General features: G+C 73.4%; 16 protein-coding genes. 12 read left to right on the top strand and 4 right to left on the bottom strand.

What is annotated here, in order from left to right; genetic code table 11:
- Window positions 1-17: 17 nt before the first annotated feature.
- The 4 genes from rimI (at window position 18) to RND61_RS06800 (ending at window position 3,049) form a co-directional block, all read left to right on the top strand.
- Entirely contained in the window at window positions 18-662 is a 645-nt protein-coding gene (gene rimI / locus RND61_RS06785) for a ribosomal protein S18-alanine N-acetyltransferase (protein WP_315876887.1), read from the top strand.
- Entirely contained in the window at window positions 655-1,749 is a 1,095-nt protein-coding gene (gene tsaD, locus RND61_RS06790; protein WP_315876854.1) for a tRNA (adenosine(37)-N6)-threonylcarbamoyltransferase complex transferase subunit TsaD, read from the top strand. Before rimI ends, tsaD begins: the two co-directional genes overlap by 8 nt.
- Window positions 1,746-2,072, top strand: coding sequence for a hypothetical protein (locus RND61_RS06795; protein WP_315876855.1), 327 nt, complete (start codon window positions 1,746-1,748; stop codon window positions 2,070-2,072). The genes tsaD and RND61_RS06795 overlap by 4 nt, the downstream gene beginning before the upstream one ends.
- A 296-nt stretch (window positions 2,073-2,368) precedes the next feature.
- Window positions 2,369-3,049, top strand: coding sequence for a hypothetical protein (locus RND61_RS06800; protein ID WP_315876856.1), 681 nt, complete (start codon window positions 2,369-2,371; stop codon window positions 3,047-3,049).
- Here the strand turns inward: RND61_RS06800 and RND61_RS06805 are convergent.
- A complete protein-coding gene (locus tag RND61_RS06805) occupies window positions 2,979-4,181 on the bottom strand; it encodes a class I SAM-dependent methyltransferase (protein ID WP_315876858.1) in 1,203 nt (400 codons plus the stop codon). The two genes, RND61_RS06800 and RND61_RS06805, sit on opposite strands and share 71 nt — an antisense overlap.
- 141 nt (window positions 4,182-4,322) lie before the next feature.
- Between RND61_RS06805 and RND61_RS06810 the strand changes: the two genes are divergently transcribed.
- The 3 genes from RND61_RS06810 to groL all read left to right on the top strand — a co-directional run bounded on the left by RND61_RS06810 (window position 4,323) and on the right by groL (window position 7,588).
- Entirely contained in the window at window positions 4,323-5,279 is a 957-nt protein-coding gene (locus RND61_RS06810; protein WP_315876859.1) for a polysaccharide deacetylase family protein, read from the top strand.
- Window positions 5,280-5,532: 253 nt separating this feature from the next.
- Window positions 5,533-5,841: a co-chaperone GroES gene (gene groES / locus RND61_RS06815; RefSeq protein WP_010471835.1), complete on the top strand. Its 309-nt coding sequence runs from the start codon at window positions 5,533-5,535 to the stop codon at window positions 5,839-5,841.
- A 118-nt stretch (window positions 5,842-5,959) separates the two neighbouring features.
- Window positions 5,960-7,588 (top strand): chaperonin GroEL, encoded by a 1,629-nt coding sequence (groL, locus tag RND61_RS06820; protein WP_315876860.1) that lies wholly within the window; start codon window positions 5,960-5,962, stop codon window positions 7,586-7,588.
- A gap of 255 nt (window positions 7,589-7,843) precedes the next feature.
- Here groL and RND61_RS06825 read toward each other — a convergent pair whose 3' ends face one another.
- Together RND61_RS06825 and RND61_RS06830 are read right to left on the bottom strand one after the other, a co-directional pair.
- A complete protein-coding gene (locus RND61_RS06825; protein ID WP_315876861.1) occupies window positions 7,844-8,617 on the bottom strand; it encodes an SDR family NAD(P)-dependent oxidoreductase in 774 nt (257 codons plus the stop codon).
- A gap of 90 nt (window positions 8,618-8,707) precedes the next feature.
- Window positions 8,708-9,388 (bottom strand): MOSC domain-containing protein, encoded by a 681-nt coding sequence (locus RND61_RS06830; RefSeq protein ID WP_315876888.1) that lies wholly within the window; start codon window positions 9,386-9,388, stop codon window positions 8,708-8,710.
- 99 nt (window positions 9,389-9,487) lie between these two features.
- Between RND61_RS06830 and RND61_RS06835 the strand changes: the two genes are divergently transcribed.
- Window positions 9,488-10,381 (top strand): LysR family transcriptional regulator, encoded by an 894-nt coding sequence (locus tag RND61_RS06835; RefSeq protein ID WP_315876862.1) that lies wholly within the window; start codon window positions 9,488-9,490, stop codon window positions 10,379-10,381.
- A gap of 126 nt (window positions 10,382-10,507) precedes the next feature.
- Here the strand turns inward: RND61_RS06835 and RND61_RS06840 are convergent, their stop codons facing one another.
- Entirely contained in the window at window positions 10,508-10,828 is a 321-nt protein-coding gene (locus tag RND61_RS06840; RefSeq protein ID WP_315876863.1) for a WhiB family transcriptional regulator, read from the bottom strand.
- Window positions 10,829-11,196: 368 nt separating this feature from the next.
- Here RND61_RS06840 and RND61_RS06845 point away from each other — a divergent pair, with 368 nt between their 5' ends.
- The 4 genes from RND61_RS06845 to RND61_RS06860 all read left to right on the top strand — a co-directional run bounded on the left by RND61_RS06845 (window position 11,197) and on the right by RND61_RS06860 (window position 15,607).
- The gene (locus RND61_RS06845) at window positions 11,197-11,808 is read left to right on the top strand and encodes a response regulator transcription factor (protein WP_003948568.1); all 612 of its coding nucleotides are present in this window, start codon (window positions 11,197-11,199) and stop codon (window positions 11,806-11,808) included.
- Window positions 11,809-12,056: 248 nt separating this feature from the next.
- Window positions 12,057-12,662 (top strand): sigma-70 family RNA polymerase sigma factor, encoded by a 606-nt coding sequence (locus RND61_RS06850; protein WP_315876864.1) that lies wholly within the window; start codon window positions 12,057-12,059, stop codon window positions 12,660-12,662.
- A gap of 200 nt (window positions 12,663-12,862) precedes the next feature.
- A complete protein-coding gene (gene guaB / locus RND61_RS06855; protein ID WP_315876865.1) occupies window positions 12,863-14,368 on the top strand; it encodes an IMP dehydrogenase in 1,506 nt (501 codons plus the stop codon).
- A gap of 114 nt (window positions 14,369-14,482) precedes the next feature.
- The gene (locus RND61_RS06860; RefSeq protein WP_315876866.1) at window positions 14,483-15,607 is read left to right on the top strand and encodes a GuaB3 family IMP dehydrogenase-related protein; all 1,125 of its coding nucleotides are present in this window, start codon (window positions 14,483-14,485) and stop codon (window positions 15,605-15,607) included.
- The last annotated feature ends 66 nt before the right edge of the window (window positions 15,608-15,673 follow it).

Genomic DNA, 15,673 nt, shown 5'->3' on the forward strand with positions numbered 1-15,673 from the left:
GGCCCGTGCTGCGCGAGATGCGCTGGTGGGACATCGCGCCGGTGCTGGACCTCGAACGGGAGCTGTTCCCGGAGGACGCCTGGTCGGAGGGGATGTTCTGGTCCGAGCTGGCCCATGCGCGCGGCCCGCGGTCGACCCGGCGGTACGTCGTCGCCGAGGAGTCCGGGGCCGGCGGGGCAGGTGCGGACAGCGGGACCGGCGGGGGTGGCGGGACCGGCGCGCGGATCGTCGGGTACGCGGGGCTCGCGGCGGTCGGCGGGCTCGGCGACGTCCAGACCATCGCCGTCGCCCGCGACCACTGGGGCACCGGGCTCGGCGCCCGGCTGCTGACGGAGCTGCTCCACCACGCCACCGCCTTCGAGTGCGAGGAGGTGCTCCTGGAGGTACGGGTGGACAACACCCGGGCCCAGAAGCTGTACGAGCGCTTCGGCTTCGAACCGATCGGCTTCCGCCGCGGCTACTACCAGCCGGGGAACGTCGACGCGCTCGTGATGCGGCTGACCGTCCAGGACGCGACCGGGACCCCCGGCCCCGCCGGCCTCCCCGGGACCGCCACCGAGCCCGCCGAGCTCCCCGAGCCTGCTGAGCTCTCCGAGCCCGCCGAGCTCCCCCAATCCACCGAGCCCACCGAGACCACTGAGAGCGCTGAGACCCATGGCTGACGAACCCCTCGTCCTCGGCATCGAGACCTCCTGCGACGAGACCGGCGTCGGCATCGTCCGCGGCACCACCCTGCTCGCGAACGCCGTCGCGTCGAGCGTGGACGCGCACGCCCGGTTCGGCGGCGTCGTCCCCGAGATCGCCTCCCGCGCCCACCTGGAGGCCATGGTCCCGACCATCGAACGCGCCCTGAGCGACGCCGGGGTCTCCGCGCGCGACCTCGACGGCATCGCGGTCACCGCCGGCCCCGGCCTCGCGGGCGCGCTGCTCGTCGGCGTCTCCGCGGCGAAGGCGTACGCGTACGCCCTGGACAAGCCGCTGTACGGGGTGAACCACCTGGCGTCGCACATCTGCGTCGACCAACTGGAGCACGGCCCGCTGCCCGAGCCGACGATGGCGCTGCTGGTCAGCGGCGGCCACTCGTCGCTGCTCCTGGCCCCCGACATCACCTCCGACGTCCGCCCCATGGGCGCCACGATCGACGACGCGGCGGGCGAGGCCTTCGACAAGATCGCGCGCGTGCTGAACCTGGGCTTCCCCGGCGGCCCGGTCATCGACCGGCTGGCCAAGGAGGGCGACCCCGACGCCATCGCGTTCCCGCGCGGGTTGACCGGGCCGCGCGACCCCGCGTACGACTTCTCCTTCTCCGGCCTCAAGACCGCCGTCGCCCGCTGGGTCGAGGCCCGGAGGAACGCCGGTGAGGACGTGCCCGTGCGGGACGTGGCCGCGTCGTTCCAGGAGGCGGTCGTCGACGTGCTGACCCGCAAGGCCGTCCGGGCCTGCAAGGACCAGGGCGTGGACCACCTGATGATCGGCGGCGGCGTCGCCGCCAACTCCCGGCTGCGCGCCCTCGCGGAGGAGCGCTGCGAACGCGCCGGCATCCGGCTGCGGGTGCCGCGCCCCGGCCTGTGCACCGACAACGGCGCGATGGTCGCCGCGCTCGGCGCCGAGATGGTCGCCCGCAACCGGCCGGCCTCCGACCTGGAGCTGTCGGCGGACTCGTCGTTGCCGGTCACGGACCCCCACGTCCCGGGGAACCACGACCACGACCACCTGCACGAGATCAGCAAGGAGAACCTGTACTCGTGACGGTCACGTTGATGTGGGAGGCCCGCGCCGTCCCCGGCCGCGGTGCCGACCTCCTGGAGTGGGCCCGCGCGCAGCGGCTGCCCGCCGCACCGCTGCGCCGCGAGACGTTCACGGCGGCGCAGGACCGGGTCCTGGTCCTGACCTGGTGGGACGCCCCGGAAGGCGCCGAGGTCCCGGAGCTCCCGGAACCCCCCGTCGACCTGCTCACCCGCCCGGTCCACCGCTGGCGCTTCGTCTCGCACGGCGTCGCCGACGGGCCCGGGGAAGGGGTTCCGGAGGGTCCGCGCGGCCGGATGGACCAGGGCGCGGCCCGTCCCTCGTAGGGACGCGGGAAGCGGGGACGGGGTGCCGCAGGGGCGAAAGGCGGGAGCCGGCCCCGCCGCCCGGTCGAAGGACCCTGCCGTCCCGCCGCCTGGCCGAAGGGCGGATGAGCCGCTCGGCGGTCCGCTCGTGGAGGAGCGGGGGGAGGCCGTCGGCGGCTGTTCCCCGACCCGTCCCGTCCCGTCCCGACCCGACCCGTCCCGACCCGACCCGGACCCGGGGGCGGAGGTCGGACGAAGCCGAGGGGACCGCGCCCCCGGAGGAGGGCGGCCCGCCGGCGGGCGTCTAGCCTCTCCCCGTGTCCTCCCGCCTCCGCGCCCTGCCGCCGCCTCCGCCGCCCCCGCACCTGCGCACCTGGCCCGACCGGGAGGCGTTGCTCGCCGACCGGGACCGGGCGATGGGCGAGCTGGGCGGACGGTTGCTCGGCGGCGCCCGGCTGGTGGTGTTCCTGGTGTGGCTGTTGCTGCTGGAGATCGGCTGGGGGCTGGTCGGCGCCGCGCTCGTCACGTTCGACGAGGCCCTGGACCCGTTCGGCGCCGCCGTGTCCCTCGTCCTGGCCGGGCTGGGCGCCGGGGCGCTCGTCCCCGCCGCGTACTTCCAGGTCGCGGGCGTGCGCCGGGACCTGGCGGCGCGCCGGCTGTTCGTCCGGTGGGCCGCCCTGGACCACGCCCCCGCGCGCGACGCCCGGCACCGGGCGCCCGGGCTGAGCCTGGCGTGGCTGCTCGTGTCGTTCGCGCTGTGCGCGGCCGGGCTGTGGCTCTGCGTCGTGGTGCCCGTGTCGGCGCGGCCGGGCGCCACCACGTACGCCGAGGTCGTGTACGGGGTCGGCGCCGGGTTCCTGCTGTGGCTCACCGGGCTCGCCGGAGCGGCGAAGGCCGTGGCCCACTACCGGCTGGCCGTACGGCTGCTCAGCCCCGCTCCGCCGGCGCCGCGGCCGGACGCCCGATCAGCATCGTCGGAGCGCCCGCCACACGCGTGAGGAACACCGTCGCCGCGTGCGGGCCCTTCGGCTTCACCCGGCGGCGCACCTCCTCCGGCTCCACCGCCGAACCGCGCTTCTTCACCGTCAGGACGCCCACCTCGCGCTCCCGCAGCAGCGCCTTCAGCCGCTTCAGGTTGAACGGCAACTCGTCGGTGATCTCGTACGCGGCGGCGTACGGCGTCGGGCGCAGCTCGTCCGCCGTGACGTACGCGATCGTCTCGTCGACCAGCCCGCCGTCCAGTCGCGCGGCGACCGCCGCGACCAGGTGCGCCCGGATGACGGCGCCGTCCGGCTCGTACAGGTAGCGGCCGACCTTCCGGACCGGCGGGGCGGGCAGCGGTGCGGACGTGGCCAGGGTGGCGCCGGACGGCAGCAGCGTCGCCCGTACGGAGCCCGGGGCCGTGCCGAACCACAGCACGGCCTCCTTCACGTCCCCGCCGTCCGAGATCCACTCCGCCTCGGCCTCCGGCGGCACCGCCTCGTGCGGGATGCCCGGCGCGACCTTCAGCGCCGCGTGCGGGGCCCGGCGGGCCGCGTCCACCGCCCACGACAGGGGCGGCGAGTACGCCTCCGGGTCGAAGATCCGGCCCCGCCCGCCCCTGCGCGCCGGGTCCACGAACACGGCGTCGTACGCGGCCGTGTCGACCTCCGTGACATCGGCGCAGCGCACCTCGATCAGGTCGGCGAGCCCCAGCGCCCCGGCGTTGGCGCGGGCGACGGCCGCCGTGAGCGGGTCGCGGTCGACGGCGAGGACGGCGATGCCCGCGCGGGCCAGCGCGACCGCGTCGCCCCCGATGCCGCAGCACAGGTCCGCGACGCGCCGCACGCCGAGCCGGGCGAAGGCCGCCGCCCGGTGCCGGGCGACCGACGCGCGCGTGGACTGCTCGACGCCGTTGGGGGTGAAGAACATCCGGTACGCGTCGTCGGCGCCGAACTTCGCCACCGCCCGCTGGCGCAGCCGCGCCTGCCCGAGCGCCGCCGACACGAGCTCCGCGGGGTGGCTCCGGCGCAGCCGGGAGGCGACGGCCAGCTCCTGGGCGGGGTCGTAGTGGCGCAGGTCGGCGAGGAGGTCCCGGCCCTCGTCGGTGAGGAGCGCGGAGAAGGCGGCGAGATCGGTCACCCGTCCCATTCTGGTCCAGTGTGGGCCGGCCGGGGGACGGTGCCCGGCCCGGCGGCGGTGTCGTCCGCGTGCCGGGGTGCCGCGCTGACAGGATGCGGCGCCATGCAGCTAGTACGACAAAAGCGTCCATCATCGGTAAATCGGACTGGCATGAGGATGGCTGCGGTCCTGCTCGTCGCCGCCCTGGGGACGGCCTGCGCGACGGAGGGCGCCGGCCCGACCGGAACCGGACCGTCTGGAACCGGACCGTCCGGAACCGGTGCGGCGGGCCACCACGGCCGCCAGGGTCAGGGCCAGCAGGCCCAGGGCGGGCAGGGGCAGCAGGCCCCGCAGGCGCGGCCCCGGACCGCGTCCGGAGCGCTGACCGCGTACGTCGAGCGGTACCGGCGGGCGCACGCGGCCCGCACGGCCCTGGCCCGGAAGTGGGGCCTGAGACAGGTGCCGCTCCTCCCGCCGGACCCGCCGAAGGCGAAACCCGAGATCACCTTCCGCGAGGGCTTCGAGGTCGGCGACCCCGACCTCCCACCGGTCTTCACCACCGTCCCCACCCGCGACCGCGTCGTCTTCCTGACCATCGACGACGGCGCGGAGAAGGACCCCGAGCTGCTGCGGATGATGTCCGAACTGAACATCCCGTACAGCGCCTTCCTCAGCGACTACCTGGTCAAGGAGGACTACGGCTACTTCAAGCGCATGCAGGACCTCGGCGTCGCCCTGCACAACCACACCCTCACCCACCCCTACATGCCCGCGCTGTCGTACGAGGAGCAGAAGCACGAGATCTGCGGCCAGCAGGACGTCATCGAGCGCCGCTACGGCAAGCGGCCCACGCTGTTCCGCCCGCCGTACGGCAACTACGACGCCGACACGCTGCGCGCCGCGCGGGACTGCGGGATCAAGGCCGTGCCGCTGTGGTCCGCCGAGGCGTTCCCGGACCGCATGGAGTGGCGCGAGTGGGACCGCGACCTGCACCCCGGCGACATCGTCCTCACCCACTTCCGCGGCCGCGGCGACTGGGAGGGGTCGATGGCCGACATGGTCCGCCAGGCCATGGACACCATCACCGAGCGCGGGTACGCGGTCGCCCGGCTGGAGGACTACGTCTGAGCCGCGGCGCGCCCGCGACGCGGTCCGGCCGCCTTTCGTCGCACGTCAGTACGGGTGCGGACGCGGCGCGCGGCGGGTAACTGGCACTCCGCTTGACCGAGTGCTAATCGCGGTCATAGTCTCGGCTCTGGCACTCCCCACCGGAGAGTGCCAACACAGCGACGGGCAGGTCCGGCACCCGCGACGACGGATCCACCTGGTCGCCACCTCAGACAGTTGACCCCGTGAGATCTCCGAAGGGGGAGGTCGGATCGTGACGACCACCAGCTCCAAGGTTGCCATCAAGCCGCTCGAGGACCGCATCGTGGTCCAGCCGCTCGACGCCGAGCAGACCACGGCCTCTGGCCTGGTCATTCCGGACACCGCCAAGGAGAAGCCCCAGGAGGGCGTCGTCCTGGCCGTCGGCCCGGGCCGCTTCGAGAACGGCGAGCGCCTGCCGCTCGACGTCAAGACCGGCGACATCGTGCTCTACAGCAAGTACGGCGGCACCGAGGTGAAGTACAGCGGCGAGGAGTACCTCGTCCTCTCGGCCCGCGACGTGCTCGCGATCGTCGAGAAGTAATCCACCACGTGCCGTGAACCGCGCCCCTGGCCCCCGCTGCTGTGCTGCCGCACGTGCGTCGGGCGGCGAGGGGCGCCGTTCCTTCTCCATCCAGTACCGAGAGGGCTGAATCGCTCCCATGGCGAAGATCCTGAAGTTCGACGAGGACGCCCGTCGCGCCCTTGAGCGCGGCGTCAACAAGCTTGCCGACACCGTCAAGGTGACGATCGGCCCCAAGGGTCGCAACGTCGTCATCGACAAGAAGTTCGGTGCGCCGACCATCACCAACGACGGTGTCACCATCGCCCGCGAGATCGAGGTCGAGGACCCGTACGAGAACCTCGGTGCCCAGCTGGTGAAGGAGGTGGCGACCAAGACCAACGACATCGCCGGCGACGGCACCACCACCGCCACCGTCCTGGCCCAGGCGCTGGTCCGCGAGGGTCTGCGCAACGTTGCCGCGGGCGCCTCCCCGGCCGCCCTGAAGAAGGGCATCGACGCCGCGGTCAAGGCCGTCTCCGACGAGCTGCTCGCCACGGCCCGCCCGATCGACGAGAAGTCCGACATCGCCGCGGTCGCCGCGCTGTCCGCCCAGGACCAGCAGGTCGGCGAGCTGATCGCCGAGGCCATGGACAAGGTCGGCAAGGACGGCGTCATCACCGTCGAGGAGTCCAACACCTTCGGCCTGGAGCTCGACTTCACCGAGGGCATGGCCTTCGACAAGGGCTACCTGTCGCCGTACATGGTCACCGACCAGGAGCGCATGGAGGCCGTCCTCGACGACCCGTACATCCTGATCCACCAGGGCAAGATCTCCGCCATCGCGGACCTGCTGCCCCTCCTGGAGAAGGTCATCCAGACCGGTGGCTCCAAGCCGCTGCTGATCGTCGCCGAGGACGTCGAGGGCGAGGCCCTGTCGACCCTCGTCGTGAACAAGATCCGCGGCACGTTCAACGCCGTCGCGGTCAAGGCCCCCGGCTTCGGCGACCGCCGCAAGGCGATGCTCGGCGACATGGCCGCCCTCACCGGCGCCACCGTGGTCGCCGAGGAGGTCGGCCTCAAGCTCGACCAGGTCGGCCTGGACGTGCTGGGCACCGCCCGCCGCGTGACCGTCACCAAGGACGACACCACCATCGTCGACGGCGGTGGCAACTCCGGGGACGTCGCGGGCCGCATCGCCCAGATCAAGTCCGAGATCGAGACGACCGACTCCGACTGGGACCGCGAGAAGCTCCAGGAGCGCCTCGCGAAGCTCGCCGGCGGCGTGTGCGTGATCAAGGTCGGCGCCGCCACCGAGGTGGAGCTGAAGGAGAAGAAGCACCGTCTGGAGGACGCCATCTCCGCGACCCGCGCCGCGGTCGAGGAGGGCATCGTCTCCGGTGGTGGTTCCGCGCTGGTCCACGCCGTGAAGGTGCTGGATGACAACCTCGGCAAGGACGGCGACGAGGCCACCGGTGTCGCGGTCGTCCGCCGCGCCGCCGTCGAGCCGCTGCGCTGGATCGCCGAGAACGCCGGCCTCGAGGGCTACGTCATCACCTCGAAGGTCGCCGAGCTCGACAAGGGCCAGGGCTTCAACGCCGCCACCGGCGAGTACGGCGACCTGGTCAAGGCCGGCGTCATCGACCCGGTGAAGGTCACCCGCTCCGCGCTGGAGAACGCCGCGTCGATCGCCTCCCTCCTCCTCACCACCGAGACCCTCGTGGTGGAGAAGAAGGAAGAGGAGCCGGCGGACGCGGGCCACGGCCACAGCCACGGCCACTCCCACTGACGCTCCGTCAGCGGACGCGCGCCCCGGCCCCGCGCCGGGGCCGCGCGCCGGACACGACGAGGCCCGGTGCCCCCTCGGGGGCACCGGGCCTCGCCCGTACCGGCGTCGTCCCTCCTGCCGCGGGCGTGGTGGCGCCCCGCCCGTGCGGGGCTCGTCCGCCCTCCTGCGGGCCGTACTCGCGCCCCGCCCGTGCGGGAGCCGTTCGTCCTGCCGCGGGCCGTGGGGCGCGCCTCGCCCGTGCCGGCGCCGTCCGCCCTACTGCGGGCCGTACTTGCGGCCCGCCCGCGAGCTCACCCCGCCCAGCAGCCCGCGCGGCACCAGCTTCACCACCCCCATCAGCGCCTTGTACCGCGGGTCCGGCACCGACAGCGTCCGCCCGCGCGCCAGGTCCGCGAGCGCGTCCGCCACGACCTTGTCGGCGTCCAGCCACATCCACCCCGGGATGTTGTCCGTGCCCATCCCGGCCCGCTGGTGGAACTCCGTCCGTACGAAACCGGGGCACAGCGCCATCAGCCGCACCCCGCTCCCCGCGAGGTCCCGCGCCGCGCCCTGCGTGAACTGCACGACCCACGCCTTCGACGCCCCGTACGTGCCGCGCGGCACGAAGGCGGCGACGGACGCGACGTTCACCACGCCGCCCCGCCGCCGCTCCCGCATCGCGGCCGTCGCCGCCGCCGTCAGTCGCAGCACCGCCTCGCAGTGCACCTTCAGCATCCGCAGTTCGTCGTCCATCGCCACGTCGAGGAAGCGGCCCTTGTTGCCGAAGCCCGCGTTGTTGACCAGCAGGTCCACCGGCCGCTTCACGTCGGCGAGCCGCGCCTCCACGGCGGCGATGCCCGCGTCCTGAGCGAGGTCGGCGGGCAGCACCTCCGCCTCGACGCCGTGCCGGTCGTGCAGTTCGGTCGCCTGCTCCCGGAGCCTTTCCACATCGCGGGCGACCAGGACCACGTCGTGGCCGTCGGCCGCCAGCCGCCGCGCGAAGGCGGCCCCGATACCCGCCGTCGCGCCAGTAATCAGTGCCCTCGTCATACGCGGCACGTTAGTGCCCCGCCCGGGCGCGCCGGCGCCCCGCCCGCCGGACCCGGCGCGCGTCCGGCGCGGCTCCGGCGCGGACCCGGCTCAGGAGACCGGCGCTCCGGACGTCCGCTCCGCGTACGTCCGCGCCGCCTCCCGCAGTTCCGGGTGCGGGGCGTCGCCCGCCGCCAGGACCCGCGGCAGCAGTTCGCGCCGCGTGGTCTGCGCGCGGAACGCCAGCGCCACGGTCACGTCGTGGTCCGGCCGGTGCACGACCTCGATCGGATCGCCCGCCCGGACCTCGCCCGGCACGACCACCCGCAGGTACGCCCCCGGCGCCCCGTGCTCGGTGAACCGCCTGACCCACCCCTGCTCGCCCAGCCAGCCCGCGAACGTACGGCACGGCACGCGCGCGTCCGTCACCTCCAGCACCAGCGACGCGCCGATCCGCCACCGCTCCCCGAGCAGCGCCCCGTCCACGTCGATCCCCTCCGTGGTCAGGTTCTCCCCGAACGAGCCGTTCGGCAGCGGACGGCCCAGCTCCCGCTGCCAGCGGTCCAGCTCCTCGCGCGCGAAGGCGTACACCGCCTGGTCCGAACCGCCGTGGTGGCGCAGGTCGCACACCGCGTCCCCGGCCAGGCCCCCGCCGCCGACCCCCTTGGGGCCCGGGTCCGCCACCCGTACGGGCCCGTCCACCGGGACCTTCTCGATCCCGGTCTCGCCGCTCGGCGCGCTCGTGTACCCCACCTTCTTCCGGCGCCCCGTGTTGACCGTCAGCACCCGCATCGCCGTGAACTCACTCATGACCGCACGCTAGCGCCGAAGCACTCAAAGGTTCCACGAGATATTTCGCGCCACCCTAAAGAGTCCCTTATATTCGGGACGGTGATCGAAGCTCGTCACCTCCGAGTCCTCCGCGCCGTGGCCGCCACCGGCTCCTTCTCCGCCGCGGCCCGCGAGCTGGGCTGCACCCAGCCGGCCGTCAGCCAGCAGATGAAGGCGCTGGAGTCCTCCGCCGGCACGCCGCTGCTCATCCGCACCGGCCGCGAGATGCGCCTCACCCAGGCGGGCGAGGCCCTGGTCCGGCACGCCGCGGGCATCCTCGCCGGGCTGACCGCCGCCGAGGAGGAGGTCGCCGCCATCGCGGGCCTGCGCGCCGGCCGCGTCCGGCTCGTCTCCTTCCCGAGCGGCAGCTCCACGCTCGTCCCCACCGCCCTCGCCGCCCTGCGCGCCGCGCACCCCGGCACGCGCGTCTCCCTCGTCGAGGCGGAGCCGCCCCGCTCGGTCGAGATGCTCCGGGAGGGCGACTGCGACATCGCCCTGGCCTTCCGGTACGCGGGCGGCGCCGCCGAGTGGGACGACCTGGTCGTGCGGCCCCTGCTCACCGACCGGCTCGTCGGCCTCGTCCCCGAGGGGCACCGGCTGGCCGGCGCGGACGCCGTGGCGATCGGGGAGCTGGCCGGGGAGCCCTGGATCGCGGGCTGCCCCCGGTGCCGCCGCCAGTTGGTCGAGGTGTGCGAGGACGCCGGGTTCACGCCCCGCATCGACTTCGCGACCGACGACTACCCGGCGGTCGTGGGGCTCGTCGGCGCGGGCCTCGGCGTGGCCGTCCTGCCGGAGCTGGCCGTCGAGTCCGTACGTCCCCGGGGCGCCCGTACGGTCGCGGTGGAGCCGCCGGTGGAGCGGGAGATCGTCGCCCTCACCCTGCCGGACCTGGCACAGGTCCCGGCCGTCGCGGCCACGCTGGACCGGCTGGCGCAGGCGGCTTCGCGCGCGTAGGAGGGGAACCGCGCAGCGGACCGGGAGGACACCGACCGGGCAGGCGGCTTCGCGCGCGTAGGAGGGGGACGTGCCGTACGCGCCGCCGCTGAAACGTTCCTTCTGGTATCGGGTCCCGGTCTGCCGTCAGCCGTTTCCCGCCGGTGCCGTCGACGTGGTGACCAGCCGGGTGCGCGCCCGGCCCATCAGCTCCTCGCGCTCGTCCTCGGTGAGGCCGCCCCATACGCCGTAGGGCTCGCGCACGGCCAGTGCGTGGGCGGCGCACTCGGCGCGCACCGGGCAGCGCATGCACACCTCCTTCGCCGAGTTCTCACGCGCGCTCCGTGCCGCGCCACGCTCTCCCTCGGGGTGGAAGAACAGCGAACTGTCGACCCCCCGGCAGGCCGCGAGCAGCTGCCAGTCCCACAGGTCGGCGTTGGGTCCGGGAAGGCGGGAGAAATCTGCCATGGCGCATGTCCCCTTGGTGCCGGTACTGAGCTTACTGAGCGGACTACTTGTCGCAGTAGATGTAAATATGACTCATTGCGAATCTAGCCACAGACACCGCCGAAGGGAAGGAAAAGCCGCTAAATGGGGCATAACCCTGAGTGGAGCGGTGATGACCTGCGGTGCTCTGCTCCGTGTGCACCTCCTCACGCTGCGTATGGAAGGGGTGCGCGGACCCGTAACTCTTTCGAGTGACCGTCGTTGAGAGTGCGGAGGCGGTTGAAAGAAGAAGCGCTCGGGCGGGTGTCCGAGGGCGTCAACCGCACAGGTGACGATTCGTAACCAGCCTGGAGGCACAAGGTGACGCGCATCAGCTGCGGAGGACGGCCATGACATCCGTCCTCGTCTGCGACGACTCCCCGCTTGCCCGAGAAGCGCTCCGCCGCGCCGTCGCGACCGTGCCCGGCGTCGAGCGCGTGACGACCGCGGCCAACGGCGAGGAAGTCCTCCGCCGCTGGGGCGCCGACCGCTCGGACCTGATTCTGATGGACGTGCGCATGCCCGGTCTGGGCGGCGTGGAGACCGTCCGCCGGCTGCTCTCCGCGGATCCCGGCGCCCGCATCATCATGCTCACGGTCGCCGAGGACCTCGACGGCGTCGCCCTCGCCGTCGCCGCCGGCGCCCGCGGGTACCTGCACAAGGACGCCTCGCGCGCGGAGCTGCGGGCCACCGTCACGCAGGCGCTGGCCGACCCGACCTGGCGGCTCGCCCCGCGCCGGCTGCGCTCCGCCGAGATGGGCGCCGCGCCGACGCTCACGGCCCGCGAGATCCAGGTGCTGGAGGGCATGAGCCACGGCCGGTCGAACGCCGAGATCGGCCGCGAGCTGTTCCTCTCCGAGGACACGGTCAAGACCCACGCCCGGCGGCTGTTCAAGAAGCTGGGCGCCTCGGACCGCGCCCACGCCGTCGCGCTCGGCTTCCGCTGGGGCCTGGTCCGGTAGCGCGACCCGGTCCCTGAAGTGGCCGTTCTGGACCCCGTCCGCCGCGCGGCGGACGGGGCGGCGCAGGCCCGATGTCTGTTTCCTGCGCGATGCCGCATCCTTGAGGGGTGGAGTTCCTCGGGGACGAGTCGATCGAGCGGGAGGGGAGGGCGCAGGGGATGACTTCCGGCGCACCTGCTCATAACGCTTCGGTGCACAAGGCTGGACGCGGTGCCTCGGAGCGGACGCGGTCAAGGCACCATGGACCGATGCGCGACGACCAGACGCCGGCCACCCCGACGCCCCCCGCCGGGCCGGGGTCGATCGGAGCACTCGTGCACCGCGCGGTGGAGGGTGACGAACAGGCCACGCACGACCTCCTGGCCCACGTCCACCCGCTGGCCCTGCGCTACTGCCGCACGCGGCTGAGCCGGTTGCCCGGCGACGCCCGTCACTTCGTCGAGGACCTGGCGCAGGAGGTCTGCGTCGCCGTCCTCATGGCCCTGCCCCGCTACAAGGACACGGGCCGCCCCTTCGAGGCGTTCGTCTTCGCCATCGCCGGGCACAAGGTCGCCGATCTCCAGCGGGCCGCCATGCGGCACCCCGGCTCGACCGCCGTGCCCTCCGACGAGATGCCCGAGCGGCCCGACGACTCGCTGGGCCCCGAGGAGCGGGCCCTCCTCAGCGACGACGCCGAATGGGCCAGGCGCCTCCTCGCCAACCTCCCGGAGAACCAGCGGGAGCTGCTCGTCCTGCGCGTCGCCGTCGGCCTCACCGCCGAGGAGACCGGCCAGATGCTCGGGATGTCCCCCGGGGCCGTACGGGTCGCCCAGCACCGCGCGCTCAGCCGCCTGCGGGCCCTGGCCGGCCAGTAGGGCCCGCGGGCCCGGGCGCCACCGGGCCGGGTCGTCGCGGAGTCGCGCCGTCGTGGAGCCGCGCCGTCGCGGAGCCGTATGGCGGATGTCATACGTGTGAACGCACAAAGCTGCCGGGTGATCTTGCTCGTGGAATGAGACACGCGCGCAGCCCGTTAGCATGGACATCCGCACCGATCAAGGCCATTGGGGAAGGTGTCATGACTGCCAACGTCGACGGAGTGCCGGAGAAATTCGCGGCACTCGGGCTGACCTACGACGACGTGCTGCTGCTTCCGGGCGCGTCGGACATGGCTCCCGACCAGATCGACACCTCCTCGCGCCTGTCGCGGAACGTGCGGGTCAACATCCCGCTGCTCTCGGCCGCGATGGACAAGGTGACCGAATCCCGCATGGCCATCGCCATGGCCCGGCAGGGCGGCGTCGGCGTCCTCCACCGGAACCTGTCGATCGCCGACCAGGCGAACCAGGTCGACCTGGTGAAGCGCTCCGAGTCCGGCATGGTCACGGACCCGATCACGATCCACCCCGACGCCACGCTCGCCGAGGCCGACGCGATCTGCGCCAAGTTCCGCATCAGCGGCGTGCCCGTCACGGACCCGGCCGGCAGGCTCCTGGGCATCGTCACCAACCGCGACATGGCCTTCGAGACCGACCGCGCCCGGCGGGTGCGCGAGGTCATGACCCCGATGCCGCTGGTCACGGGCAAGGTCGGCATCTCCGGCGTCGACGCCGTGGAGCTGCTGCGCCGCCACAAGATCGAGAAGCTGCCGCTCGTCGACGACGAGGGCATCCTCAAGGGCCTGATCACCGTCAAGGACTTCGTCAAGGCGGAGAAGTACCCGAACGCCGCGAAGGACAAGGAGGGCCGCCTCCTCGTCGGCGCCGCCGTCGGTGTCGCGGGCGACGCGTACGAGCGGGCGCAGGCGCTGATCGAGGCGGGCGTCGACTTCATCGTCGTCGACACGGCCCACGGCCACTCCAAGCTGGTCGGCGACATGGTCGCCAAGATCAAGTCCAACTCCTCCGTCGACGTCATCGGCGGCAACGTCGCCACCCGCGACGGCGCCCAGGCGCTCGTCGACGCGGGCGTCGACGCGATCAAGGTCGGGGTCGGCCCCGGCTCCATCTGCACGACCCGCGTCGTCGCCGGCATCGGCGTCCCGCAGGTCACGGCGATCTACGAGGCGTCGCTCGCCGCCAAGGCGGCCGGTGTCCCGGTCATCGGCGACGGCGGCCTGCAGTACTCCGGCGACATCGCCAAGGCCCTGGTCGCCGGCGCCGACACGGTGATGCTCGGCTCGCTCCTGGCGGGCTGCGAGGAGTCGCCGGGCGAGCTGCTGTTCATCAACGGCAAGCAGTTCAAGTCGTACCGCGGCATGGGCTCCCTGGGCGCCATGCAGTCCCGCGGCGACCAGCGCTCCTTCTCCAAGGACCGGTACTTCCAGGAGGGCGTCGCCTCCGACGAGAAGCTGGTCCCCGAGGGCATCGAGGGCCAGGTGCCCTACCGCGGCCCGCTCTCCGCGGTCGTCCACCAGCTCGTCGGCGGCCTGCGCCAGTCGATGTTCTACGTCGGCGGCCGGACCGTCCCCGAGCTCCAGGAGCGCGGCCGGTTCGTCCGCATCACGTCGGCGGGGCTCAAGGAGAGCCACCCGCACGACATCCAGATGACCGTCGAGGCGCCGAACTACAGCAGCAAGCGCTGAGCGGGCGTCCGCCCGACACCGCCGGAGGGGCGGCCCGGTACCGGCCGGGCCGCCCCTCCGCGCGCGCGTCGGGGATACTGGTAGGCGCAGACGCAGAGGGAAAGGCCACACATCGTGACTGAGATCGAGATCGGGCGCGGCAAGCGCGGCCGCAGGGCGTACGCCTTCGACGACATCGCCGTCGTACCGAGCCGGCGCACCCGGGACCCGAAAGAGGTCTCGATCGCGTGGCAGATCGACGCCTACCGCTTCGAGCTGCCCTTCCTGGCCGCCCCCATGGACTCCGTGGTGTCGCCGCAGACCGCGATCCGCATCGGTCGCCTCGGTGGCCTCGGCGTCCTCAACCTCGAGGGCCTGTGGACCCGCTACGAGGACCCGCAGCCGCTCCTCGACGAGATCACCGAACTCGACGGGGAGTCCGCGACCCGCCGTCTGCAGGAGATCTACGCCGCCCCGATCAAGGAGGAGCTGATCGGGCAGCGCCTGAAGGAGGTGCGCGACGCCGGCGTCGTCACCGCCGCGGCGCTCTCCCCGCAGCGCACGGCCCAGTTCTCCAAGGCCGTCGTCGACGCGGGCGTGGACATCTTCGTCATCCGCGGCACGACGGTCTCCGCCGAGCACGTCTCCGGCGCCGCCGAGCCGCTGAACCTGAAGCAGTTCATCTACGAGCTGGACGTGCCGGTCATCGTCGGCGGCTGCGCCACCTACACGGCGGCCCTGCACCTGATGCGCACGGGCGCGGCGGGCGTGCTCGTCGGCTTCGGCGGCGGCGCGGCGCACACCACCCGCAACGTCCTGGGCATCCAGGTCCCGATGGCGACCGCGGTCGCCGACGTGGCCGCCGCCCGGCGCGACTACATGGACGAGTCCGGCGGCCGGTACGTGCACGTCATCGCCGACGGCGGCGTGGGCTGGTCCGGCGACCTGCCGAAGGCCGTCGCGTGCGGTGCCGACGCGGTGATGATGGGCTCCCCGCTGGCCCGGGCCACGGACGCGCCCGGCAAGGGCCACCACTGGGGCATGGAGGCCGTCCACGAGGACGTGCCGCGCGGCAAGCTCGTCGACCTGGGCGTCGCCGGGACGACCGAGGAGATCCTCACCGGTCCGTCGCACTCGCCGGACGGGTCGATGAACTTCTTCGGCGCGCTGCGCCGGGCGATGGCGACGACGGGCTACAGCGAGCTGAAGGAGTTCCAGCGCGTCGAGGTGACGGTCGCGGACTCGCAGCACCGCCGCTGACCCGGCCCGGACACCGACACGGGGAGGGGCCCGCACCACGCCGGTGCGGGCCCCTCCCCGTGCCGT

Source organism: Streptomyces tamarix (assembly GCF_032423885.1).
In the GTDB taxonomy this organism is placed as follows: domain Bacteria; phylum Actinomycetota; class Actinomycetes; order Streptomycetales; family Streptomycetaceae; genus Streptomyces; species Streptomyces tamarix.